Consider the following 22,402-nt stretch of genomic DNA (forward strand, 5'->3'; position numbering starts at 1 on the left):
CCGGTATCCTCCCAATCGGCTCCGCGACACAGTTTCAATCGATACGATTTTGTTCGTTACCGACCCTTGCATCTCGGAGCGCGCGAAGGGTGGGTCCCTTTGCCATAACTGTCAAATGCGATCTTTGGTGGTTGCTATACCGAAACCGGTATGATCTAGCATGCGGAAAGAAACCGGCGGAAAGGCTGGAAGATCATGGCGGCATTGCGCGATCCCGATGCTATTCCAGTAAGTTACGAGAAGCTCCCGGGAGATGGGGAGACACTCCTGCGCAGTGGCTTGAGCTTGCGCCACATGCGCATGATCGCCGCCCTCGACGATCACGGACGGGTGAGCGCGGCGGCCCAGGTCATGAACATCTCCCAGCCGGCCGCCTCGCGCATGATCGCCGAGATGGAGGCGGTGCTTGACGTAAAGCTGTGCGAACGGCTGCCGCGCGGCGTGACCCTTACCCCCTACGGCCAGGCGCTCGCCAGGCGGGCCCGGTCGATCCTGCTCGAGATGCGCGAAGCCGACCGCGAGATTGCCGAGCTCAAGGCCGGCAAGGGCGGCTCGGTGTTCCTCGGTGCCGTGACCGCGCCGGCGATCGAATTGGCCGTACCGGCGATTCGCGAGATCCGCCGCATCTACCCGCGCATCGAGATCACCATGCAGGTCGAGACGTCGAACGTGCTCGCCCGCGAGCTGATCGCCTCGCGCCACGACTTCATCATCGCCCGCATTCCCGACGACCTCAATCCGCGGCTGTTCGAATCCCGTGTGATCGGCGTCGAGAAAGCCTGCCTGATCGTGCGCCGCGGCCACCCGCTCGCCGGGGGCAATGTGGTCAGGCTGGAAGACACCGCCGCCTATGACTGGGTCTTCCAATCGGGCGGTTCGCCCTTGCGCCAGGCGATGGAAAGCAATTTCCTGAACCGCAACATCGCGCTGCCGGACCGGATCTTGAACACCAGCTCGCTGCTGCTCACGCTGGTCATGGTTGCACAATCCGATGCCATCGCACCGGTCTCGGTGCAGGTGGCGAAGTTCATCCAGAATCCGGACGGGCTTGCCGGCGCCATCGATGTCGTCCAGACCGAGTTCGACATCGAGGTCAGGCCCTACAGCCTGATCACGGTCCGGAATCGCGTGCTCTCGCCGGCGGCCAAGATGCTGCATGATTTCATCCTGCGCGAAGTAGGGTGACGGAACGAGAACCGACACCGCGCGTTCAGAAGCGATCGGCATGCGCGCTGGAGCCTGTTTCGGGCGAGGGAACGAGGTGTCGATGGTCAACAACTCGAGAGGTTTTTATGGAACGTCGGAAGTTTCTTACTGGAATGCTTGGCGTTGCGGGGGCAGTGGCATTTGCAAGCGTGGCCGGACCCGGCCGCGCGGTTGCCGGTATTCCCCAGGGCACCGGAATTCTTGATGAGCTGGACAAGCCAGATCCGGCTGTCTTCGAAGGGGACGACGAAGTCGCGCTGGAGCAGGTCTCCCATCGCAGCGGCCACCATGGCCACGATTACCACGATGACTACTGGCGTCGCCGCCATGGACGCCGCCGCGGCTGGAGACGGGTTTGCCGCAGCTACTGGCGCCACGGCCGCCGCCGCGTCCGCTGCTGGCGCGAGCGCGTCTGGCTGTAATCGCTTCTGCGGTTGACGCAAAGGCCGACCACCACAACGTGGCCGGCCTTTGCGCGTACGGCGTTGATCGACCAGTGTAACGTGTATGGCCTGCATTTTGCCTTGGCGTGAGGTCGAATCTACGGAACCATATGAGCCTTTGTTCGTTGAGGCGCTGTTTAAGCGGAGCTTTGACATGTCGAGGGGCGATCAGGAAGAACGGCTTTCTGCAATCGAGGTCGGACAGGCCGCGGGCAATCCGCACGCATGAAAGGCGTGGCGATACTTACCGAAGCCCGTAGCGGTTCCGAATGGCTTGGCAGTCTCACAAACAGCACGGGATTGTTCGGCAACTCCGCCGAGTGGCTCGACACGACCAATCTCGGGTGCAAGCCGAAATCCTTCGATGACCTGCTGTCCGCCGTGATCGATCGCGGCGGGACCGCGAACGGCACGTTCGCCGTCAAGCTGTTTCCACGGCACCTTCACTGGTCGCAGGCCAAATATGGAGCCGACTTCCTGGCGGAATGCGGCCGGCGCCATGCCATGGGTTTGGTCCTGCTGGAGCGGCGGGACCGTCTTCGCCAGGCGATTTCCTATTGCCGGGCGAAGGCGTCAGGCCATTGGAGAAGCACGATGGACGGCGCGGACCTGGTTCCGCAATACGACTTCGCCGGCATCTGCCAGGCCTATTTTCTGATCGAGCAGAGCTATGCCTTCTGGGAGGCATATCTGCGGCTGGCCGATCTGCATTACGATCACTTTTTCTATGAGGATCTGTTGGACGATCCTCGTCCGTACGTCGCGTCGGTGGCTCGGCAATTGTCGATGGAAATGCCGGACGGAGAGTTCGAGACGAATTTGCGCCTGCAGCGGGACGACCTCACCGAAGATTGGGCCGAGCGGTTCCGCAACGACGTCAAATCGGAAGACCTACTGGCGCATCTGCCCAGGAAGGTGGCACCGCGGAATATCAGCAACCTCGCCCGGTTCCTCCTCAAGAAGCAGATGCGAACCGGCCAGGCCTGAATGCCTCTTTAGTCTCGCCAAGGGCAATTCCAGGAAAAGTGCATAGCGGTTTTCCCGGGAGAAGCGCGTAGCGCTTCCCCTTGGGAATTGCGTGAAAACAAAGAGTTAGAGCGGGTCAGCGATTCCGTGAAATGCTGAATCGGCTCGGGTGGACAGGTTCCTGCGTGGGCCGGATCAGCAACCGACTTTTCGGTTTCAGGCTGGAGCGGGTAGCGGGAATCGAACCCGCGCGTTCAGCTTGGGAAGCTGACAGGCTACCATTACATCATACCCGCGCTGCAGCCTCGTTATCATGACGGCATGGCTTCGGGCAATCGCAAAGCGGTGTCACGACGCGGGCTTCGCCAACTCACCTGGTGACGGTCGGCGCCTGCTCCCTGACCTTTGCGACTTCGCCGCCGGCGGCGAAGCTCGGCCAGTATTTCGAGATAGCCAGCGTCGCGCCGGCGGAAGAGAAATGGCCATAGTCGAAATAGAGAAACTGCTTGCTGGTGGCATCCGCATAGGAACAGCCGGTGGCGTCGCACAGATAGGTAAGCGGATCGATGAAGGTCGCGCCTTTGGCGAAGGGCTGCACCTGCTTGTTGATGTCGGGATCCATGGCCATCGGCCAGGATGTGTTCACGGCGCCCTCGTGTTTTGCAAAGAAAGCGATCTTCTGGACGTCGGCGATGAACTCCGGAGACTGGCCGATGACATAGACCTTGACACCCATGTCGCGCAGCCGGTCGATCGTCGTTTGCAATCCGTCGAAGCCCCTTGCCTGGTAATCCGTCCATCGTCCGCTCAGGATCACCGCCTGGATATTGGCATCGCGGATGATCGACAGCGCCCGTTCGTTGAAGCGGGTGCAGGCCGGCCGGGCATAGGAAAAATAGGACAGGTTGGGTGGGCAGCCGGCATAGGTATATTGGATGACGTTGGCCTCGATTTTCTGCGCGTTGGCCTCCAGGCCCGAAACATAGTGAGCCGCGAAGGAATCGCCCCACAACAGCACATTGGTGGGAAAGCCGTGCGTGCGCGTGCAGTCGGCAAGGTTCCAATCCTCGATCCGATTCCCGCCTTCGTTGAAGCAGACGCCGTTGCGCCAGTCACCCACCAGGATGCGTTGCGTCGAGAAATCAGGGAACCGCTGCGGAAAGCCGTTGCCGAGCACGCCGGCCAGACCGCCGACGCACAGCAGGACAATCGCCGTCGCCGAAAAGGCGAAGATCGGCAGCGGGGCGGTAAAGGGTCGCTTCCGCCGGAAAGGCTGCTCGACATATTTCCACGAGAAGGTCGCCAGGGCGAAGCTCGCCACCGTCATCGCGACGATCGTCGGCACCGAGATGGCTTTCAGCGAGAGATAGTGGACGAAGGAATTGATCGGCCAGTGAACAAGGTAGAGCGAATAGGAGATGAGGCCGACCCAGACCATCGGAGAGAATTGAAGCACGCGCGTGGCGACAGGCACGGGCCGGTCGGGGTGATTCTGGCCCGCATAGATGAGCAGGGCGGTTCCGATGCAGGGAAACAGGGCGTTGTAGCCAGGAAACGGATCGCTCTCCGAAATCGTCAGGAAGCCGAATGCAAGCAGGGCAAAGCCGGCCAGGCCGACCAGTTCAGTTGCCGGCCGGCTGGCTAGTGGCGGCGGCCTTTTCAGCATCAGCATGGCGCCCAGCGCCAGTTCCCAGATCCGTGTCGGCAGGAGGTAGAAGCCAGCGGTCGGCGCCAGCGTGGTCGCCATGACCGCCAGGGCAAAACTGCCGATGGCGATCGGCAGAAGGATCGTCAGCCAGCGCTTCGAGGCATACCGGTAGATCAGATACACAAGGATCGGCGCGAAGATGTAATACTGCTCCTCGACCGAAAGCGACCATGTGTGCAGCAGCGGCCGCAATTCGGCGTCGATCGAAAAATAGTTCGTCGTCTTCCAGAAATAGATGTTCGACCAGAAGGTCGAGGCCGCGATCACGCTGAGGCTGAATTCGTGCAGGTCCGACGGCAGCAGGATGAACCAGGCCGCAATGCTTGCAAGCAGGATGACGAAGGTCAGCGCCGGCAGGATGCGCCGTGCGCGACGCCAGTAGAAGCGTCCGATCGAGAATTGGCCGCGCTCGAGATCATCGAGCAGGCTGCCGCTGATCAGATAGCCCGATATGACGAAGAAGATGTCGACGCCGGTGAAGCCACCGGGAATGGCGGACACGCCGAAATGGAAGAGCACGACGGGCAGCACCGCAACGGCCCGCAGGCCATCGATATCACGCCTGTAATTCATTCGACCGGTCCGTATGCCGTGGCCGGCGATGGTCGTGCGGCGGAGCCTGAAATGCTCCTCATACGGCAATCCCCGGTCGTGCGAAAAATCGTGGCTCGTGGGTCCCACGGAATGTGCTCTGCAGCACAACTTTGCTGCACTGCAACATACATGTCAAGACGAATGCCAGGCTTCGAACGCTGGCGACGCCGATTTGCCGGAACGGGATGAATCAGGCGCCGGGCAGGTAGATCACGGCGTAGTCGTCGGCATAGGCCCGCTTCCAGCCCAGTTCATCGAAGAAGGGGATGCGGGTGTCATCGGCTGTAAGCAGTGCCCAGCCGATGGCGTATTTCTTCAACTGGGCCTCGAGCAGCGGTTTGCCGCCGGTTTGACCCGTCGCCTCATCCGTTTTCGTGAACCCGTCCTGGAACAGTTGGTCCGTCCTGCCGTCGATATAGGTCTTGATGCCGTGGAAAATCAGCGTGCCGCCGAAATTGTAGGAGTTCATCACGTTGCCGGACAGGTGGTGAGCGCTGGCGAACGCAAGGGCGCCGCTGGCCGATGTCTTCGGGCTCGCTGCGACTTGGTAGGCGTTGTTGAGCGCAAGGACCGCGCCGACCAGCAACACGGCCGTCGCGCCGCAGAGCAGATGGAACCGGCTGGCGAAGAACTTTTCCAGTACGTCACGCTTTTCGCTCAGCCAGGCGCCGGCTGACAAAGAGGGGTACTGGCGCGCGACTTCGACCGCCACCACCACAGGAACAAGCAGGAAGAACAGATAGACGAAGCGCTGGTGCGACAGGTAGACATGCAAGGTGAAGACGACGAACAACGCCTTGGCCCAGCCGATCCGCAGCCGTGACGTTATAAGCCCGAAAAGCGCCACTAGTATAGCGGCTTCCTGGAGATCCTGTTCCTGGACATTGAACGGCCGCCACTCCAGGATCAGCGGTACTGCTTCATTGCCATGGGCGACGGTGAACGTGGCCAGAATGGCTTGCACACCATAGGGATGGATCAGGCTGACCAGCGGACAGAGCAGGCCAAACGCAACCCACTTCGTCAAAAGAGCGGGTTTCGACAGGCCGGTGCGCGCCACGAGATCGAGACCGGCGAAGGCGGCGATGACGAAGCTCAAGGTGAAGGTAGCGTGCAGGTTGGCCCAGAGCACAACCAGCGCGAGGAGCCACCACGGCGGGGCCTTCTCCTCCGCCGATGCACGAAACAACACCGCCGTCCAGGTGACGATGATCGGCAAGGTGAAGATGTGGGGACGCGCCGTATAGACAGGTGCGATCAGGATGGCCAGGATGAACGTCAGCGCTACCGCCAGTACCGGCTTCAGCCACGCGCTGAGGAACCATGCCGTCACGGAGACTGTCAGCCCTATCGCGGCGATGATCAGCGTGGCGACACCAGTCCATCCGCCGCTACGGTAGGCAAGGCTCAGAAAGACCTGCCCCAGCCATTCCTTTGCGATCCACGGATGCCCGGCAAAAGTGTAGGAATAGGGATCGACCGTTGGAAATGCCCGGTTTGCCAGGAAATCCAGCCCGACTTTCACGTGCCACCAGCTGTCGGGGTCCTTGAGGGTCGCACCCGCGAATGGGGCCAATCCAGCAGCTGCAATGGAGGCGGCAAACAGGCAGAATATCAGCCTGATGCGCTGTGCATCCTCGAGCCGCGACGTGGTCGGAACGATTGCCTCAGCCTGGTTCATGTCGCGCTCCGGGCCATTTTGCCTCTATTCTTGTCAACCGGGGCATCCGCGCCGCCGGCGGAGAACGAAACGGGCTTAGCCGGAATGAAAAACGGCGGCGAACAGCCGGTTTCCCGCCAGATGGACAAACGGTTTTCGATGAGAGCTCCAGCCCGGCTGGAATGACCGCATATCCCAGCGTCGTGCTCAACAGGCCGACGGCGTCGGATAACAGCATCCCCGGACAGTCAAACGAGCGGCTTGACCACATGCGCAAAATATTGGGCTCCAACAGGTATCTTGGTCAGGAAACGCTCGAACGGCCGCAGCCTTGCAAGCGGTCTGGGAAAGAAAATCCGATAGACGATCCGAGTGCCGGAAAAACCCGCCGCGGCCATTCGCCTGCGTATCTCTGGCGAGCTTATCAGGACCGCATTCTCGTCGAAGGCGCAATTCCTTACCGCGTGGGTGGTCAAAGGATTCCACGGATTGTGCTCGAAGACAAAGAAACTGCCGCCATTGGCCAGCACCCTGCCGATCTCGGCGAACAATCCGATCTGAAGGTTTTCGGGGATGTGATGGAAAACGCAAGCCGCGAAGACAAGGTCGAAGCTATGGTCGGCGAAGGGGATTGTCTGGCCGTCGAAATGCGTGAACGCGGCCTGATCGGGGAAGCGCTTGCTGGCGATGTCGAGCGATTCCCGCGAAGGATCGAGCAGGACGATCTCGCTGTCGGGAAACGCTGCGCGCATATGGCCGAGCGAATTGCCGACGCCGGCACCGAAGTCGAGGATGCGCCTGGGTTTCACGCCGGCCCGTCTCAGTGTCGCCGCGACGTCGTCGATCTTGTATTTCGCGAAGAAGTCCGGCGTCTCGCCACTAAGCCTTATGCTCGCGGCATGCTGCTCTTGGTACTCGCGCGCAAACTGGTCGAATTCGGCCTCAAGCACGGGCGGCTCTCTTCGCCATCTCCTGCAGACGATGCGCGGGCAGACCCTGGGCTGGCTCGCTGCGCGAAACGATCTCGTTGACGAAATAGAGCGGCCGCCGCTTCGTTTCCATGTACATGCGGCCGAGATACTCGCCGAAGATGCCCAGCACCAGAAGCTGTACGCTGCCCAGGATAAGCATGATCGCGGCAAGGCTCGTCCAGCCGGGCAGCACATTGCCGCGAGACCATTCGAACAGCGTATAGCTGAGCACGACCAGGCCGAGCAGGCCGAACATCATCCCCAGCAGCGAGGCAAAGCGCAAAGGCACGATCGAAAAGCTGGTCATTGCGTCGATCGCCAGAAGAACCATCTTCTTCAGCGGATAGTGGGTGGTGCCGGCAAAGCGCCGGTGCCGTTCATAAGGGAAGGCGACCTGCTTCAGCCCGATCCAGCTCACCATGCCGCGAATGAACCTGTAGCGTTCGGGCATTGCAATCAGATGGTCGAGCGCACGGCGGCTCATCAGCCGGAAATCTCCGGAGTCCGGCGCGATCTCGACATCGACCATCCTGCCGAGCAGGCGGTAGAACATCGAGGCGGAGGCCAGCTTGAACCAGCTCTCGCCCTCCCGTTTCACCCTTTGGCCGTAGACGACGTCGAAGCCCTCATCCATCTTCGCCATCATCGCCCCCAGCAGTTCGGGCGGATCCTGGAGATCGGCGTCGAGAATGAGAATGCGCTGGCCGCGGCAGAACTCCAGCCCGGCGCTCAAGGCGATCTGGTGGCCGTAGTTGCGTGCAAGGTCGATGGCGACCACATGGTCGTCCTTTTCGGCCAGGTCGAAAATGGCCTCGCGGGTGCCGTCGGTCGCCCCGTCGATGACGAGCACGATCTCGTAGGGGAGGCTTTGCTCGAGGCATACCGCGCCGACGCGTCGATGAAGCTCGGCCACGCCGGCGCGTTCATTGTAGCAAGGCACGACGACCGACAACATGGGTGCGCGGTGCGCGCCGATTTTTCCCGTTCCCGCCAAAGCCTGGCTCCCACTGTGGAGATGACAATAGCAGCAATTGGTTAGAAAACAGATAAGTCAGGAGCCGGCGTGGCCACTGGCTGGCTGGCCGATATGCGTTCGGCGCCGTCAACGGCCGGGTCACGAACGAACCGGCAGTTCCATGCGGATGCGGGCACCGCGCCATGAGCCCGCCAGGATACGGATGGTTCCCTCATGCAGCAGCGCGATCTGCCGGGCGAGATTCAGTCCCAGCCCGGCCCCGCGCGATTGCGGCTGCAGGCGATAGAAGGGCTCGAACACATTCTCGCGCTCTTCCACGGGAATGCCCGGGCCTTCGTCGCGCACCTCGATGCCACCCGTCCGGTCGATCGCAATCGTGATGGTACCGCCGCCGCCGCCATGCTCGATGGCGTTGCGCACGAGGTTGGCGAGCGCCCGCTCGATCTGCAGCACGTTGACTTCGACGCGTGTCTTGTCGGGCGACGGCTCGAAGGCAAGGTCGTAGCCGGCCTCGATGGCGAGCGGCGCGAAGTCGGCCGCCACCCGGCTGACAAGATCGTCGAGATCGACGATCTCGCGCTGGTCGGATGGGCGGTCGAGCAATTGATGATCGAGCAGTTGCTGTGCGAGATGCGACAGGCGCTCGATATCATGCAGCAGCCGCGTGCTTTGCGGCTCCTGCCGCAGCAACTCGGCGCGTGTGCGAAGGATGGCGATCGGCGTGCGCAGTTCGTGCGCCGCGTCGGTGAGGAAACGGTTGTGCCGGTCGTACCCCTGCGCGAGGCGCGCCAGAGCCTCGTTGAAGGCATGCACCAGCGGCGCGATTTCCTGCGGCACGTGCTTGACCGGCAGCTGCATCGCACGGGTGCCGATATCGATGCGCGCCGCCTGGCGGACGGTTTCGACAAGGCCGGCAAAGGAGCGGCGGACCACGGCCGGCGTCGTCACCAGTGTGGTGGCGCCCATGACGAGGATGATGGGCAACAGCAGGATCGCGATGACGAGCGCCAGCGCCGGCAGCGCGCGTTCCCAGTTCCTGCTGCCGTCCGGATACCGGGCGACCTCCACCGTGGCCGAAATGTTGATCTCGAGCCCGTCGGTCTCCTGGCGCGACGACTGCGTCGCGGCGATGATCCGTACCGCGCCGGCTTTGGTCGAAGCGTTTTCGATATAGGCTTCCGGCCGCATGTCCTTGTCGGAGAATCCGATCGTGGCGTGGTCTGCCTCGCCGAGCAGGCCGCCGAAGTCCTTGGTGTAGACATCCGGGATCGTGCCGGAACGGACGCTCTGCCCGCTATCGTCGCGAACGATGTACCAGACATTGGGGAAGCTCTGGCGGAACGCGGTAAGCTCTTCCGTTTCACGGACGACCAGCCTGCCGTCCTTGTCGCGGTCGACGGCATCCTTGACGGCCGCGACGGCAGCCTCGTTGTCGATGAGCAGGCTCGGATTGGCGATCCAAAGGGCTGCCGCGCACAGGACGATGAAGAGGAGCAGCGTCGCCGCCTGCAGCAGGATCAGCCGGCGGACCAGGACCCATTGCAGCGAGCGTGCGCGCACTTTCTTCACGAGGCTGCCCGCAGGAGATAGCCGAGATTGCGGATCGCCCGTATCTCGATGCCGGCGGCGACATCGTCGAGCTTGCGGCGCAGCCGCGAGACATGTGCGTCGAGCGCATTCGAGCCGATCTCGTCGTCCAGGGCGTAGACGGCCTCCTCGAGAGCGCCGCGCATGATGGTCCGGCCCGGCCGGCGGATCAGCGTTTCAAGCACCAGCCTTTCACGTCGGGGCAAATCGAGCGCGTTATCCTCGACCAGCGCCTCGCGATGGCGGAAATCATAGGTGAGGCGGCCGACCATCGTCTGGTTGGCGCGCGAGGTGAACGAGCGCCGGTGCAAGGCGTGGAGCCGCGCGACGAGTTCCACCGTGGCGAAAGGCTTGACCATGTAATCGTCGGCGCCGGCATCGAGCCCGGCAACCCGGTCCTCCAGCCCGCTCATCGCCGTCAGCGCGATCACCGGCACATCCAGATGCAAGGCGCGCAGGCGCGGGATCAGGCTGAGGCCGTCGCCGTCCGGCAGCCTGCGGTCCAGCACCACGGCGTCGTGATGGCCCAAACGAGCCACCGCCTCCGCATCGGCCAAGGTCGCGGCATGGTCGACGATGATGTCCAGGCGCTCCAGAGCGGCCTTCAGCACGGAGGCCATTTCCGGTTCATCCTCGATCAGCAGGACGCGCATTGGCGTTCTCCTTAGCGCGTGGCCGCGGAATTTGCGGCACGGCGGTTCACTCGCATTCCAGCTTCGGCCGGCGGAAATTGGTGATGAACCAGCGGCCGCCGGAAGCGCGGGCGTAAAATGTGTAGAAGCATTCCTGACGCTCGATATAGCCGGGCGTTTCGGTCTCTTCATAGACGGTTCCGTGTTTTGTGTGGCGAACCTCGCCGCTGGATGTCCCGGAAACCGCTGACGTCGAGACCTGGCGCCACTGATAGGCGCGTTCTCCCTGGCCGAGGTCTACGATCGCCGTTGGCGGCCCGTAATCCAGAACGACCGATTCGACCGGTTGTCCGACATAGTTCTTCATGATGTCGGAGGCGCAGCCCGCCAATGCGAGCGCGATCGCAATGAACAATAGCTTGGACGTCCGTCGGCCCGGGCGATGCGTGGACATTGCTGATTCCCATGGTGAAAATTCACGCAGGCGACCTAGATTGAGAAGATTACATCGACATTGCGACAAGCATGGAATGCTTCGTTGCCTCGGGCGGGATGTCTGCGTCCAGGCATCAAGAACAAAAAGATCGCGCGATGCCGTTGCGGCCATCGCGCGATCGAGGTCGGCCACCTGCTGTTTCTAGAACCGGTAGTTGATGCCGGCTTTCAGCTCATGGCTGCCGATCGTCTCCTTGGACCTGCCAAGGGCCGATGTCGTTTCCACGCCGGGCGTGCGGACATAGTCGTACTCGACCTTGGCCGAGAGGCCGCCGGCGAAGCCCTGCTCGATGCCGGCGCCGACGAGGTAACCGACTTTCCATCCGTCGCTGCTGCTCACGCGGTCGCCCTTGTCGAATCTGGTCATGGCCACGCCGCCGGTTCCGAACAGCAGCGTCTGGTCGAAGCTCACGCCGGCCTTCGCCTTGGCCGCGCCACGCCATTTTTCCTTGATCTTGCCGCCCTGGACATTGTGCTCGGCACCGCCCAGATAGGAACCTTCGATCTCGGCGCCGAGAACCGCCGGGCCTATCTGCTGGTTATAGCCGGCCTGGACGCCGCCGCTGAAGCCATTTCGGCCGGCGAACGGGTTCGGCATTCCCGTGAATGCCGTGCCGCCATGGACGCCGACATAGGCGCCGCTCCATTGGAAGGCAGGAGGATCATTGTAGGCAGGCGAGAGGTCGGCGGCCGTCGCCGGCCCGAGGAGGCAGACGGCAAGGGCACCCGCCGTCAGGACGATCTTTGCTTGAGGGGACACTGCATTACTCCAACACAAACGCGCATCCGCACCGATGCGCCGGTTAAATGCTGAGGACCCTGACCATTGGGGCGGTCAGTTCCGATTGGTGTCTTTCAGGGATGGCTGCGCGGGTCTGGGGACCGGCTTTCACCGGCTGTGGTAGGGGTAGAGCGCCGCGCGGTCCGTCACCTGAAAGACGCCTGGTATCTCGCAAGTGAAAATTGCACGCACATTGCGCAAAACTGGAAAATGACGATTTTGTGCTTTATTTTCAATAAATTAAAATGAAATTGTTTACCCATATTTAGGAATTGCGAATCTCGGGCAACCGGGAAACTCGATCACTTGTTTGACATGAACAGGCTTCCCAGTTGCCCGCCTCACGCGCCGAAGCGTACAAAATCCGACGGCAATCGGCCTCGAGGGCGGGGCTTCGGTTCGCTGGTGCCAGGGCAATTCGGGGGAATTTGCTTTTGCGGGTCATTTATTTCCATTCGGACACGCATCCATATGACAAGGCGATCTACCCAGGCGTGGGCCCGGCCTTCGCCAAGCCGTTGTCATGGGAGGCCCGACCGATCAGCCAGATCGGCCGGGGCGGTTGCGAGGTCGCCGTCGTCGACAATCGCCTGGAGCCCGGAGACGTCGAGGTGCTGAAAAAGCACATGGCGGTCCCCGCAAGCGACAGGCCCGTGCTCTTCTTCCGGGTCAGCGATTCGGACATGCCGGAGACAACCAACCCCTGTGTCAGGTTCATCTTCGATTGCGCCGACCATCCCGGCGTTCACTATGCCACGACCTATGATCCCGAGGGGCCATTCCTGGCATTCGTAGGGACGCTGAAAGTCTCTCGCGTGGTCCATTTGCCCTATCCCTACGATAGCTCGCGGGAGGTCGAGATTCCCTTGGCCGGCCGTCGCCGCGGGGTCTTCCTGTCGGGCAGCAATTCCAGAACATTATACCCGGTGCGCTATGCCTTGCGTCGCCGGCGTGCGCGCTTTCCTTGGCTGCGACTGTTCATCTTCGACCTGAAGCACCCGGGATATCCCGAACATGGCAAGCCACCCCGTCATGACTTCACGCATGCGCGCTACATCGGTCTTGCGGCGCAATTCAGCCACTTCTTCCTTTGCGGGACGCGCTACAATGTCGAGCTGATGAAATATGTCGAATGCGCCTATGCCGGCTGCGTGCCGGTCGGGGTGCCGGCAGGCTCGCTGGATGCGGTTGCCGGGCGGTATTTTCGCCCATATGGCGGTCATGGGCTCGATCTCCTGAAGGATCTCTGCCAGCCCCTGCGGGAGCTCGAGGAACGGGCGGCCGGATACAGGGCGGCCATGCGTGAACTTCGGTCGCCCGCCAGGATCATCCGCGATTTCACGGCAGAGGTCAGGGGCATCGAGGGCAAGTGATCGACATGGACAGGCAACGTCCGGAGGCCGCGCCGGATGGCGCCATCGAACCTGTCGTCAATGCCGTTTGGATCGGAGCATCCCTGGACGACCTGCATGCCGCGTGCCTGCGTTCCTTCGTGCTGGCGGGCCACCGGGTGCATCTTCATTGTTACGACACCCCACGCAATGTTCCGCCCGGCGTCGAAACGGTCGACGCGTCGAAACTGATGCCAAGGGAGCGGATCGTCTACTACAGGTCGAACGGAAGTCCGTCCCTCTTTTCCAATCTCTACCGCTTGAAGATCCTGGAAGCAGGGCTCGGCCCGTACGTCGATTGCGACGTGTTTTGTCTCAAGCCCATCCCGAAACAGGACTATATCCTTGGTTACCAGTCCAGCGACCAACTTAACGGCGCCGTGCTGAAATTGCCGGCCGGCAGCCAGACACTGCTTGAGATGCTGAAATTCGCGGAAGATCCGTATTACATCGTGCCCTGGCTCAACCGCTCCAGGCTGATGCGCTACAGGTTGCGCAAATTCATCGGCCTGCCGATCCACATTTCCAACTATAGCTGGGGCAGGCTGGGCCCCGAGGCGCTCACCTATTTCGCCAGCAGAACCGGTGACATCGGTCAAGCGGTTCCTATCGACGTCTTCTATCCGCTTAGTCACCATCAGGTCGCAATGCTGCTCGATCCGGACCTTTCGCTTTCGGATATCGGCACGCCGCGTACGCTGTGTATTCATCTGTTCGACCATACGCTCCGCCAGTGGATGATCGGCCGCACCGTTCCACAGGGCTCGCCGCTGGGGCAGATGCTTGAGCGCTGCGGGCTTTCCACGGCAGCCGGACGCTAGCAACGGTCCTGGCTCGTGCCGCCTTGCTGGATGGCCGCCAAGCACGTATCTCTTGGCCGTGCCCATGAGTCCGGGCATCTCAATCGGGAGACGGCATTGTCCGCACTGACGCGCTTTCTCGGCGACTCGCCGCTCAGGGTTATCCTGAAGCTGCTGGTGGTATCCTTTCTCGTCGGCCTGGTCATGAACGCCTTCGGCTGGTCGCCGATGGATGTGTTCTACGGTATCCAGAAGTTCTTCATCGACCTTTGGAATCTCGGCTTCCACGCCATCGACCGCTTCCTCGGCTACATCCTGCTCGGCGCCGCGATCGTCGTGCCGGCCTTCATCCTGCTCAGGATCGCCAACTACCGGAAATGACCTTCAGGCGTAGCCCGAGGCGACCTCGAACAGGATGGCGTGGCGCGCGGCAAGTGCCGGCACATCGGTGGAATAGCCGCCGCCGATGACACCGCAGACAGGAATGCCGAGCGCCCGAAAATGGCCGATGACCATCTCGTCGCGGGCGCGCAGGCCGTTGTCGGAAAGTGCCAGCCTGCCGAGCCGGTCCTCGGCATGGACGTCGACGCCGGCGTTGTAGAAGACGATGTCCCAACGCGCTCTCGCCGACAGCTCCGGCAGGGTCGCGGCCAGCCTTTCGACATAGGCGGCGTCGCCCGTGCCGTCGGGCAGCGCGACGTCGAGGTCCGAGGCGATCTTGCGCACGGGGTAATTGCGCTCGCCATGCATGGAAAAGGTGAACGCGCGCGGCTCATCGCCCAGAACGTCCGCCGTGCCGTCGCCCTGATGCACGTCGAGGTCGACCACCAGGACGTTGTGTGCGGCGCCCTCTTCGAACAGAACCAGCGACGCGACGGCGACATCGTTGAAGGTGCAGAAGCCGGCGCCTTGTGCGCGTCGCGCATGATGGCTGCCGCCGGCGGTGTTGCAGGCAATGCCGTGGCGCATGGCAAGCCGCGCCGCCGCCACCGTGCCGCCGGCGGCAAGCTGTGCGCGCAACGAGACCCGCGGGCCGACCGGAAAACCGATCTCACGCTCGATTCTTTCTGGCACGGCGCAATGGATGACCTGGTCTACATAGTCCGGTGTATGGGCGAGCCCGAGCCATGATGCCGGCGCGGGTTCGGCTGTGTTGAGCGCCGCTGGGCTGGTCAGGCCGCGTGCCCGCAAGGCCTCCATCAGCAGCGGATATTTGCTCATCGGAAAGCGATGGTTGGTGGCAAAGCCGGCGTCGTAGTCGGGGTGGTGGACGATCTGCAGGGGCATCGACTGGGGTCGGATGGTTTCACGCCAGAGCGGGATTTCGGTTGGCCGTCGCGGAAGGACGATTGCGCGGTGGCCAAAAAATGGGGCACATCGGTTCCCCGATCAAGCCGCAATCAGCAAGGCAGCAATCCTTTGGACAACGGTGCCATCCCAGCCGACGCCAGAGCCTTTTCCGTCACCAACCGCTCGGTGCTTGCCATCGCCGTGCCGATGACGCTCGCCTACCTGACGACGCCGCTGCTCGGCCTGGTCGATACGGCTGTCGTCGGCCAGTTCGGTGATGCCGCCTTGCTTGGCGGCCTGGCGGCCGGCGCGCTGGCTTTCGACGTCGTCTTCACCACCTTCAATTTTCTGCGTTCGGGCACCACAGGCCTCGTCGCCCAGGCCTTCGGGCGTGGAGACGCCCTCGAGGAACAGGCGGTGTTCTGGCGCGCCGTGCTGATCGCGGTGGTTGCCGGTGTCGTGCTGGCAGCGCTTTCGCCGCTCATCGCCGTTGGCGCCCAGTGGTTCATGGACGCCGGACCACGCGTCAGCGAGGCGATGGGTGTCTATGTCAGGATCAGGCTGCTCGCCGCGCCCTTCTCGCTGATCAACTACGCCGTCCTCGGTTACGTGCTGGGCCGCGGCGAGGGCGGGCTCGGGCTTGTCCTGCAACTGGTGCTCAACGGCATCAACATCGCGCTCTGCTTCCTGCTCGGCCTGGAACTTGGCTGGGGCGTTTCCGGCGTCGCCTGGGCAACCGTCACCGGCGAATTCCTCGCCATGCTGCTTGGTCTTGCGATCGTGGTGCGGCGGTTCCGATCCAGCCCGCCCTTACCTCGCCACCGCCTGCTCGACATGGGCGCCTTCCGGCACATGCTGTCGCTCAACCGCGACATCATGATCCGCTCGTTCTCGCTGCTTGCCGCCTTCGCGCTGTTCACCCGCCAGGGCGCTGAGTTCGGCACGGTGACGCTCGCCGCCAATGCGGTGCTGATGAATTTCTTTCTTGTCGCCGGCTATTTCCTCGATGGTTTTGCTACCGCCGCCGAACAGCTCGCCGGCCGCGCCATCGGCGCGCGGGCGGCGCAACCCTTCCGGCAGGCGGTCCGTCTGACCCTGTTCTGGGGCTTCGGCTTGGCCGGCGGCGCGACATTGGTGCTGTTGCTGGCGGGTGCCAATCTGGTCGCTGTCGTGACGACATCGCAGGAGGTCCGCGCGGTGGCCGATGTGTATCTCCCGTGGGCGGCGTTCACCGCGCTGAGTGGCGTGCTCGCCTTCCAGATGGATGGGGTCTTCATTGGCGCGACATGGTCGCGCGACATGCGCAACATGATGCTGTTGTCATTTCTCGTCTTTGCCGCCGCGCTGATCACGCTGGCTCCCGCCTTCGGCAATGCCGGTCTGTGGGCGGCCCTGCACGTCTTCCTGCTGGTGCGGGGATTGAGCCTGCTGACAATTCTGCGGCTGCGGATACAAACCGCGTTCAGCTGAGCGGCTTCGACGCCCATCGATCGACATGACTGTCGCGCAACTCGCGCATCGACCTGAGTTTCTCTGTCTCGGCAAAGCGCGTCATCCCGGCGACGATCCGGCCCGGCAGCGCCGGTCCGGCATAGATCATGCCGGTGTAGAGCTGGACGAGATCGGCGCCGGCGCGGATCTTTTCCAGTGCGGTTTCGGCGGAGTTGACGCCGCCGACGCCGATGATGGCCATGTCCGGCCCGACGAGCTTGCGCATTTTCGCCAGCACGATGGTCGAGCGCTCGAACAGCGGCGTTCCCGAAAGCCCGCCGGTCTCCCGCGCGGCATTGGCGCTGCGCAGCGCCGGCCGGGAAATCGTGGTGTTGGACACGATGATGCCATCGATCCGCTTTTCGATGACCTCGGCGGCGATATCCTCCAGTTCGGCCTCGACCAGATCCGGCGCGATCTTGAGGAAGACCGGCGGCCGCGCGATTGCTGTGGCACGCGCGGCCATGACGCGGGACAAAAGCTCGCCGAGCTGTTCGCGCGCCTGCATGGTGCGCAGCCCTGGCGTGTTGGGCGAGGAAATGTTGACGGTGAGATAGCTGGCATGGGGAGCGAAGCGGGCGACGCCGCGCTCATAGTCGCCGACGCGGTCGGTGCTGTCCTTGTTGGCACCGATGTTGACGCCGACGATGCCGCCGCGCCCCTTGCGCGCGGCAAGGCGTCTTTCGGCCGCCGCATGGCCCTCATTGTTGAAGCCCAGCCGGTTGATGACGGCTTCATCCGATATCAGCCGAAAGATGCGCGGCTTCGGATTGCCGGCCTGCGGCAGCGGGGTGACGGTGCCGACCTCGGCGAAGCCGAAGCCCAGCCCAAGCAGCGCGTCGGGCACCTCGGCGTTCTTGTCATAGCCGGCCGCCATGCCAAGCGGATTGGGGAAATCGAGGCCGCAAAGGCTGATCTTCAGCCTTGTATCGCGTACCGTCCGCGCGCCGACCGGCAGGCCGCAGCGCAATGCCGCGATCGACAGGCCGTGCGCGGTTTCCGGATCGAAGGTGAACAGCAGCTTCTGGCCGATCCGGTCGAGCACGCTCATTGCCCCTCCAGGGCCGGGAACTGGTGGCTACCGTCGGCACCGAGCGGCAGCGGCTTGACCCACAGCACCGCCTTCGGGTCGAGCACGCCGTAGAGATGCGGAAACAGCGCGCCGCCGCGCGAGACCTCGTATTTCAGCGCATCACCCAGGCTGGTGCCGTCGACGGCGACCAGCAGAAGGTCGGTCCGGCCAGAAAAATGCTTTGCCGCGGTTTCCCCGGCCTGCTCTGCCGTCGAGAAATGGATGAAGCCGTCGGCGATGTCGATTGGCGCTCCGGTGAAGCGGCCATTGGCTTCGGCCTCGCGCCAAGGCGCTTGCGGAGTTATCTTGTAGATAATCTGTGACATGGTTGCGCTATAATCCGAACCAGTCGTGCGGGGAAGGCCAGGCCAAGGGTCTTCCCCATTTCCGGCGCAAAGATGCGATATTTCAGGCTTTGGCCATGGAGGACGACATGCGTCTGCAGCACATCTTGATCCCCGCCGCGCTCGTTTCACTGGTCGCGGCTTCAGCTTATTCGGAAGAAACCGACCGCTACCGGCTGGAAAAGTCGGCCACCGGCTATATTCGCATGGATACCCAGACCGGCGCGATGTCGATCTGCGAAGAGCGTTCGGGCCAGCTCGTCTGCAAGATGGCGGCCGACGAACGCGCCGCTTACCAGGATGAGGTCGATCGCTTGCAGACCTCGATGAAGGCAATGGACGAGCGCGTCACCAGGCTGGAGAATTCGCTCTCGGCCCGCCTCGAATCGAAACTGCCGAGCGAGGAGGATTTCAACAAGACGATGAGCTACATGGAGCGCTTCCTGAAGGGCTTCATGGGCATCGTCAAGGATATGGACAAGGACAGCGGCGGCGGCGCCCAGCTCAACTCGCAGAAGACTTGAGCGCCAGAGACAAGGAAAACGCGGCGCGTTGGCTTTGCCGCTTGAAAACAGCGCGCTGCCCCTCATAATCATCCGACTGATCCCGCAAAAAGCAGTAAATCGGGGATTCGGGGAGGGACATTTGCCGTCAGGCTATTCTTTCGTCATCGCCGACGATCATCCGCTGTTTCGCGGCGCCCTGCGCGAGGCGCTTGCCGGCATCGGCAATGTCACCGCCATTCACGAGGCCGGCGATTTCGAGAGTGCCAAGGCGCTGGTCGTGGCCAATGAAGATGTCGATCTGGTGCTGCTCGACCTGTCGATGCCTGGCGCCAGCGGCCTCTCCGGCCTGATCTCGTTGCGCGGCATCCATCCGGCGGTGCCGCTGGTCGTGGTGTCGGCGCATGACGATCCGGCGACCATCCGGCGCGCGCTCGATCTCGGCGCTTCCGGTTTCATCTCGAAGTCGGCCAGCATGGAGGAAATCCGCGGCGCGGTGCAGTCGGTGCTTGCGGGCGATATCGCGGCACCCGTCGGCGTCGATCTCGGCGTCGAACGCGATCCCGAAATATCGGACCTGATCAAACGGCTGCAGGCGCTGACGCCGCAGCAGACCCGCGTGCTGGGCATGCTGGCCGAGGGCCTGCTCAACAAGCAGATCGCCTATGAGCTCGGCGTCTCCGAGGCCACGATCAAGGCGCATGTCTCGGCCATATTGCAGAAGCTCGGCGTCGACAGCCGCACCCAGGCGGTGATCCTGCTGTCCAAGATCGGCAGCGACCCCCTGCAGCCGGCGGGCTGAGCGCCGGCGTCCTCGGCTCAATCGGAACACTCAACTTCGGCTCGCCGCACCGGCCGGACGCTGAAGACCATGAAACTGACGGCGGCCATGATCCAGACGCCGATGCCGCCATAGAGCATCACCCAGCCAAAGCCATTTCGCAGCGCGTCGCGCATGACCGGATCGGGTAGACCAGGGATGGGATTTCCGGCTGCGATCCCTTCGGCGGCGAGACGCAGCTGGGCGGCATCGAGGTCGGGCAGCACTCGGCTGAGATGTGCCAGCACGCCGCTTGCAAGGATGAAGCCCATCACCGCTATGTTCAGCGCCAGCGAAACCATGCGGGCGCTCATGTCGATGCCCGACGCCATGCCGGCGCGGTCGCTCGAAACCGAACCCGTCGTCGTGTTGGTGACGGGCGTGTTGGTGATCCCGAGGCCGGTTCCGGCGATCAGGCAGCCAGACAGCATCGTCAGCCAGCTGGCCTCGGCGGCCGCGCTGCCGAACTTCATCGCGATGAACCCCACGCCGATGACGGCGAGCCCCGCAGGGATGACGACACCAGGCTGGTAGCGCAGCGAAAGCCGCTCCGCCACGGGCGGCATCATGAGCGTCGGAAGTGTGTAAGCGAGCAAGGCAAGGCCGGTGGAAAGGCTGTCATAGCCGAGCCCGGCATGGAACCAGATCGGTAGGTAGATCATGAAAGGCCAGTAGGAGAGGTTCATCGCCGCCGAGCCGACGATGGCGCCGGAAAACGGCCGGATCCGGAAGACCGAGAAATCAAACATCGGCCGCTTGCTGATCCTTTCGGCGATGAGGAAGGCGATGAAGCTCGCGATCGAGACACCGAGGATCACCAGTGCCGTCGGACTGGCGAAACCGAGATCCGGGCCTTGCGTGATGTAGAAAACGAGGCAAAAGACCGACGGCGACAGCGTCACGATGCCCGCCAGGTCGAGCTTGCCCGCCTGTGGATCTTTCGATTCATGGACGCCGGTCAATGCCAGCACAAACGCCATGACTGTTGCCGGCACATGGATGAGGAACACCCATTCCCAGCTCGAGATCGCGACGATGCCGCCACCGACGATGGGCCCGAAGCCGAGACCGACACCGAAGATGACGCCCCACCAGCCCCAAGCCACCGCGCGCTCGCGGCCTTCCCTGAATTCGTGCGACAGAACGGCGAGCTGACAAATCAGCATCGCGCCGCCGCTCAGGCCCTGCAGAAACCGGGCGACGATCAAGGTGGATACGTCGTCCGCCAGGCCGCAGATCAGCGACGTCAGGCCGAAGGCGGCGATGGAGACCAGGAAGACGCGCTTGCGCCCGTAACGGTCGGCGATGGTGCCGACCGCCATCAGCACGGTGGTGACCGCGATCGTGTAGGCGTTCATCACCCACTGCAATTGCCTGAAGTCCGCGTGCAACACTTCTTCCAGCGTCGGCAGGATGGCGGGGACGCTTGAAATCTCCAGCCCGAACATCAGGCATGCCAGGCAAGCGGCAAACAGGACGACGATGCCTCGGCGGGTGAGGACAGCCATGGTCAAACCTTTCGAATTCCCGGGCGCGGCGATCTGCTGACGCCTGCCATGCACTGCACAGTTAGGGCAGGCTTGATCATTTGAAAATTGCATGGTTGGCTATTTCAGTGACAACAAAGCGAGATAGCTGACATGACGCTGGACGTAGAAGCGGTGAAGGCGTTCGTCACCGTTGCGGATCTCCGCAGCTTCACGCGTGCCGCCGGAGCGCTCGGCAGCACGCAAGGCGCGGTCAGCGTCAGGCTGAAGCGGCTTGAGGACCGGCTTGGCCAGAGACTGATCGAGCGGACGCCCCGGCTGGTCCGACTTTCCACGCGAGGCGAAATATTCCTGGAGCCGGCGCGCGATTTCCTTGCCGCGCACGACCGCGCCGTCGCGAGCCTGACCGCTGTCCGCCGCCGCTTCAGGCTCGGCATCGCCACCCATGTCGGCGGCGCCGAGGTTCCGACCTTGCTGGCGCGGCTCAACGCGCATGATCCTGCCCTCACCATCGAGGTTCGGCTCGATGATTCACACGATCTGCTCGACGCGTTCGACCGCGGCGAGCTCGATGCGGCGATCATCCGCCGTGAGGACGACCGTCGCGATGGCGAGGTGCTAGCGCCGGAGCATTTCGGCTGGTACGCCGCTCCGGGTTTCGTCCACCGGGCCGGCGAGCCGCTGCACCTGGCCGCATCCTCGCCATCCTGCGGCATCCGCAACATCGCGACCGGCGCGCTCGACGCGGTCGGAATTCCTTGGACGGAAGTGTTCCTTGGCTGCGGCTCCTTTGCGGTGGCCGAGGCCGTCACCGCCGGCCTCGCCACATCGGTCTTTTCCTGCCGGCTGGCGCCGCCCGGAACGATCGAGGTGAGCCGGAAATTCGGCCTGCCGCCGCTGCCGGCATCCGAGATCGTGCTGCTTTCGACGCTTTCGGACATCAAGTCGCGCGAGGCGCTGCGCACGCTGGCCATGGCCTTTCGCGAGCATCGCCCGCCGGCAACGGTCACCGCCACGCGGCCCCGTTTCCGCAACTCGCAAGGGGCCGACAATCTGTCCGACGCGTAAGTCCCGTGCCCGTTTCAGCGATGATGGCCGGATTGCGCGTTGTCTGACGTTAACGCCTACGGCCGCTCGATGAGCAGCATGCTGATCCGGTCGCCGTCCATGCCGGAGCGTTCAGCC

The 22,402-nt window shown here is 63.0% G+C and carries 23 protein-coding genes and 1 tRNA gene; 9 read left to right on the forward strand and 15 right to left on the reverse strand.

Going from position 1 to position 22,402, the window contains the following annotated elements; all coding sequences use genetic code 11:
- The first annotated feature begins 195 nt into the window (after window positions 1-195).
- On the forward strand, window positions 196-1,185 hold the full coding sequence (locus EN808_RS22060; protein WP_015319281.1) for a LysR family transcriptional regulator: 990 nt from the start codon (window positions 196-198) through the stop codon (window positions 1,183-1,185).
- A gap of 86 nt (window positions 1,186-1,271) precedes the next feature.
- Here the strand turns inward: EN808_RS22060 and EN808_RS36385 are convergent, their stop codons facing one another.
- Window positions 1,272-1,535, reverse strand: a complete 264-nt coding sequence (locus EN808_RS36385) for a hypothetical protein (protein ID WP_189343536.1) — start codon at window positions 1,533-1,535, stop codon at window positions 1,272-1,274.
- A 282-nt stretch (window positions 1,536-1,817) separates the two neighbouring features.
- Window positions 1,818-2,150 (reverse strand): hypothetical protein, encoded by a 333-nt coding sequence (locus tag EN808_RS37095; protein ID WP_245512003.1) that lies wholly within the window; start codon window positions 2,148-2,150, stop codon window positions 1,818-1,820.
- Between the two features lie 3 nt (window positions 2,151-2,153).
- Here EN808_RS37095 and EN808_RS37100 point away from each other — a divergent pair, with 3 nt between their 5' ends.
- A complete protein-coding gene (locus tag EN808_RS37100; RefSeq protein ID WP_245511999.1) occupies window positions 2,154-2,636 on the forward strand; it encodes a Stf0 family sulfotransferase in 483 nt (160 codons plus the stop codon).
- Between the two features lie 201 nt (window positions 2,637-2,837).
- Here the strand turns inward: EN808_RS37100 and EN808_RS22075 are convergent.
- From EN808_RS22075 to EN808_RS22120, 9 genes are all read right to left on the reverse strand, one after another.
- A tRNA-Gly gene (locus tag EN808_RS22075) sits at window positions 2,838-2,911 on the reverse strand.
- A 74-nt stretch (window positions 2,912-2,985) separates the two neighbouring features.
- The gene (locus EN808_RS22080; protein ID WP_135916883.1) at window positions 2,986-4,896 is read right to left on the reverse strand and encodes an acyltransferase family protein; all 1,911 of its coding nucleotides are present in this window, start codon (window positions 4,894-4,896) and stop codon (window positions 2,986-2,988) included.
- Window positions 4,897-5,107: 211 nt separating this feature from the next.
- Window positions 5,108-6,598 (reverse strand): hypothetical protein, encoded by a 1,491-nt coding sequence (locus EN808_RS22085; protein ID WP_135916884.1) that lies wholly within the window; start codon window positions 6,596-6,598, stop codon window positions 5,108-5,110.
- Window positions 6,599-6,825: 227 nt separating this feature from the next.
- The gene (locus EN808_RS22095; RefSeq protein ID WP_135862041.1) at window positions 6,826-7,527 is read right to left on the reverse strand and encodes a class I SAM-dependent methyltransferase; all 702 of its coding nucleotides are present in this window, start codon (window positions 7,525-7,527) and stop codon (window positions 6,826-6,828) included.
- Window positions 7,520-8,503 carry a glycosyltransferase family 2 protein gene (locus EN808_RS22100; protein ID WP_135916898.1) on the reverse strand — a complete coding sequence of 328 codons (984 nt, stop codon included), beginning with the start codon at window positions 8,501-8,503 and terminating at the stop codon, window positions 7,520-7,522. The genes EN808_RS22095 and EN808_RS22100 overlap by 8 nt, the downstream gene beginning before the upstream one ends.
- 159 nt (window positions 8,504-8,662) lie before the next feature.
- Entirely contained in the window at window positions 8,663-10,093 is a 1,431-nt protein-coding gene (locus EN808_RS22105) for a HAMP domain-containing sensor histidine kinase (protein ID WP_135916885.1), read from the reverse strand.
- On the reverse strand, window positions 10,090-10,764 hold the full coding sequence (locus tag EN808_RS22110) for a response regulator transcription factor (RefSeq protein ID WP_127870787.1): 675 nt from the start codon (window positions 10,762-10,764) through the stop codon (window positions 10,090-10,092). The genes EN808_RS22105 and EN808_RS22110 overlap by 4 nt, the downstream gene beginning before the upstream one ends.
- A 46-nt stretch (window positions 10,765-10,810) precedes the next feature.
- Window positions 10,811-11,197, reverse strand: a complete 387-nt coding sequence (locus EN808_RS22115) for a hypothetical protein (protein WP_127278852.1) — start codon at window positions 11,195-11,197, stop codon at window positions 10,811-10,813.
- Window positions 11,198-11,380: 183 nt separating this feature from the next.
- The gene (locus EN808_RS22120) at window positions 11,381-11,998 is read right to left on the reverse strand and encodes an outer membrane protein (RefSeq protein ID WP_127870788.1); all 618 of its coding nucleotides are present in this window, start codon (window positions 11,996-11,998) and stop codon (window positions 11,381-11,383) included.
- Window positions 11,999-12,453: 455 nt separating this feature from the next.
- Between EN808_RS22120 and EN808_RS22125 the strand changes: the two genes are divergently transcribed.
- From EN808_RS22125 to EN808_RS22135, 3 genes are all read left to right on the forward strand, one after another.
- Complete coding sequence (locus EN808_RS22125; protein ID WP_127870789.1) at window positions 12,454-13,392, forward strand: hypothetical protein; 939 nt, start codon at window positions 12,454-12,456, stop codon at window positions 13,390-13,392.
- A 5-nt stretch (window positions 13,393-13,397) separates the two neighbouring features.
- The gene (locus EN808_RS22130; protein WP_127870790.1) at window positions 13,398-14,231 is read left to right on the forward strand and encodes a galactosyltransferase Lgt5; all 834 of its coding nucleotides are present in this window, start codon (window positions 13,398-13,400) and stop codon (window positions 14,229-14,231) included.
- A 96-nt stretch (window positions 14,232-14,327) separates the two neighbouring features.
- Complete coding sequence (locus tag EN808_RS22135) at window positions 14,328-14,591, forward strand: DUF6460 domain-containing protein (RefSeq protein ID WP_027047739.1); 264 nt, start codon at window positions 14,328-14,330, stop codon at window positions 14,589-14,591.
- Window positions 14,592-14,594: 3 nt separating this feature from the next.
- On the opposite strand, the gene EN808_RS22140 is transcribed toward EN808_RS22135, so the two are convergent.
- Window positions 14,595-15,497: a histone deacetylase gene (locus EN808_RS22140; protein ID WP_135916886.1), complete on the reverse strand. Its 903-nt coding sequence runs from the start codon at window positions 15,495-15,497 to the stop codon at window positions 14,595-14,597.
- Window positions 15,498-15,629: 132 nt separating this feature from the next.
- Here EN808_RS22140 and EN808_RS22145 point away from each other — a divergent pair, with 132 nt between their 5' ends.
- Window positions 15,630-16,970: an MATE family efflux transporter gene (locus tag EN808_RS22145; RefSeq protein ID WP_127870792.1), complete on the forward strand. Its 1,341-nt coding sequence runs from the start codon at window positions 15,630-15,632 to the stop codon at window positions 16,968-16,970.
- Here EN808_RS22145 and EN808_RS22150 read toward each other — a convergent pair.
- Entirely contained in the window at window positions 16,963-18,042 is a 1,080-nt protein-coding gene (locus EN808_RS22150; RefSeq protein ID WP_135916887.1) for a quinone-dependent dihydroorotate dehydrogenase, read from the reverse strand. The two genes, EN808_RS22145 and EN808_RS22150, sit on opposite strands and share 8 nt — an antisense overlap.
- On the reverse strand, window positions 18,039-18,389 hold the full coding sequence (locus tag EN808_RS22155) for a DUF952 domain-containing protein (protein WP_135916888.1): 351 nt from the start codon (window positions 18,387-18,389) through the stop codon (window positions 18,039-18,041). Before EN808_RS22155 ends, EN808_RS22150 begins: the two co-directional genes overlap by 4 nt.
- 107 nt (window positions 18,390-18,496) lie before the next feature.
- On the opposite strand from EN808_RS22155, the gene EN808_RS22160 reads away from it, so the two are divergent.
- The gene (locus EN808_RS22160) at window positions 18,497-18,931 is read left to right on the forward strand and encodes a hypothetical protein (protein ID WP_135916889.1); all 435 of its coding nucleotides are present in this window, start codon (window positions 18,497-18,499) and stop codon (window positions 18,929-18,931) included.
- Between the two features lie 121 nt (window positions 18,932-19,052).
- Window positions 19,053-19,712, forward strand: a complete 660-nt coding sequence (locus tag EN808_RS22165) for a response regulator transcription factor (protein ID WP_127870796.1) — start codon at window positions 19,053-19,055, stop codon at window positions 19,710-19,712.
- A 17-nt stretch (window positions 19,713-19,729) separates the two neighbouring features.
- Here the strand turns inward: EN808_RS22165 and EN808_RS22170 are convergent, their stop codons facing one another.
- Window positions 19,730-21,238: an MFS transporter gene (locus EN808_RS22170; RefSeq protein ID WP_135916890.1), complete on the reverse strand. Its 1,509-nt coding sequence runs from the start codon at window positions 21,236-21,238 to the stop codon at window positions 19,730-19,732.
- A gap of 132 nt (window positions 21,239-21,370) precedes the next feature.
- Here EN808_RS22170 and EN808_RS22175 point away from each other — a divergent pair, with 132 nt between their 5' ends.
- Window positions 21,371-22,285, forward strand: coding sequence for a LysR family transcriptional regulator (locus EN808_RS22175; RefSeq protein ID WP_189524154.1), 915 nt, complete (start codon window positions 21,371-21,373; stop codon window positions 22,283-22,285).
- Window positions 22,286-22,402: the final 117 nt, after the last annotated feature.

It is taken from the genome of Mesorhizobium sp. M8A.F.Ca.ET.165.01.1.1, from assembly GCF_004792065.1.
Taxonomy (GTDB): domain Bacteria; phylum Pseudomonadota; class Alphaproteobacteria; order Rhizobiales; family Rhizobiaceae; genus Mesorhizobium.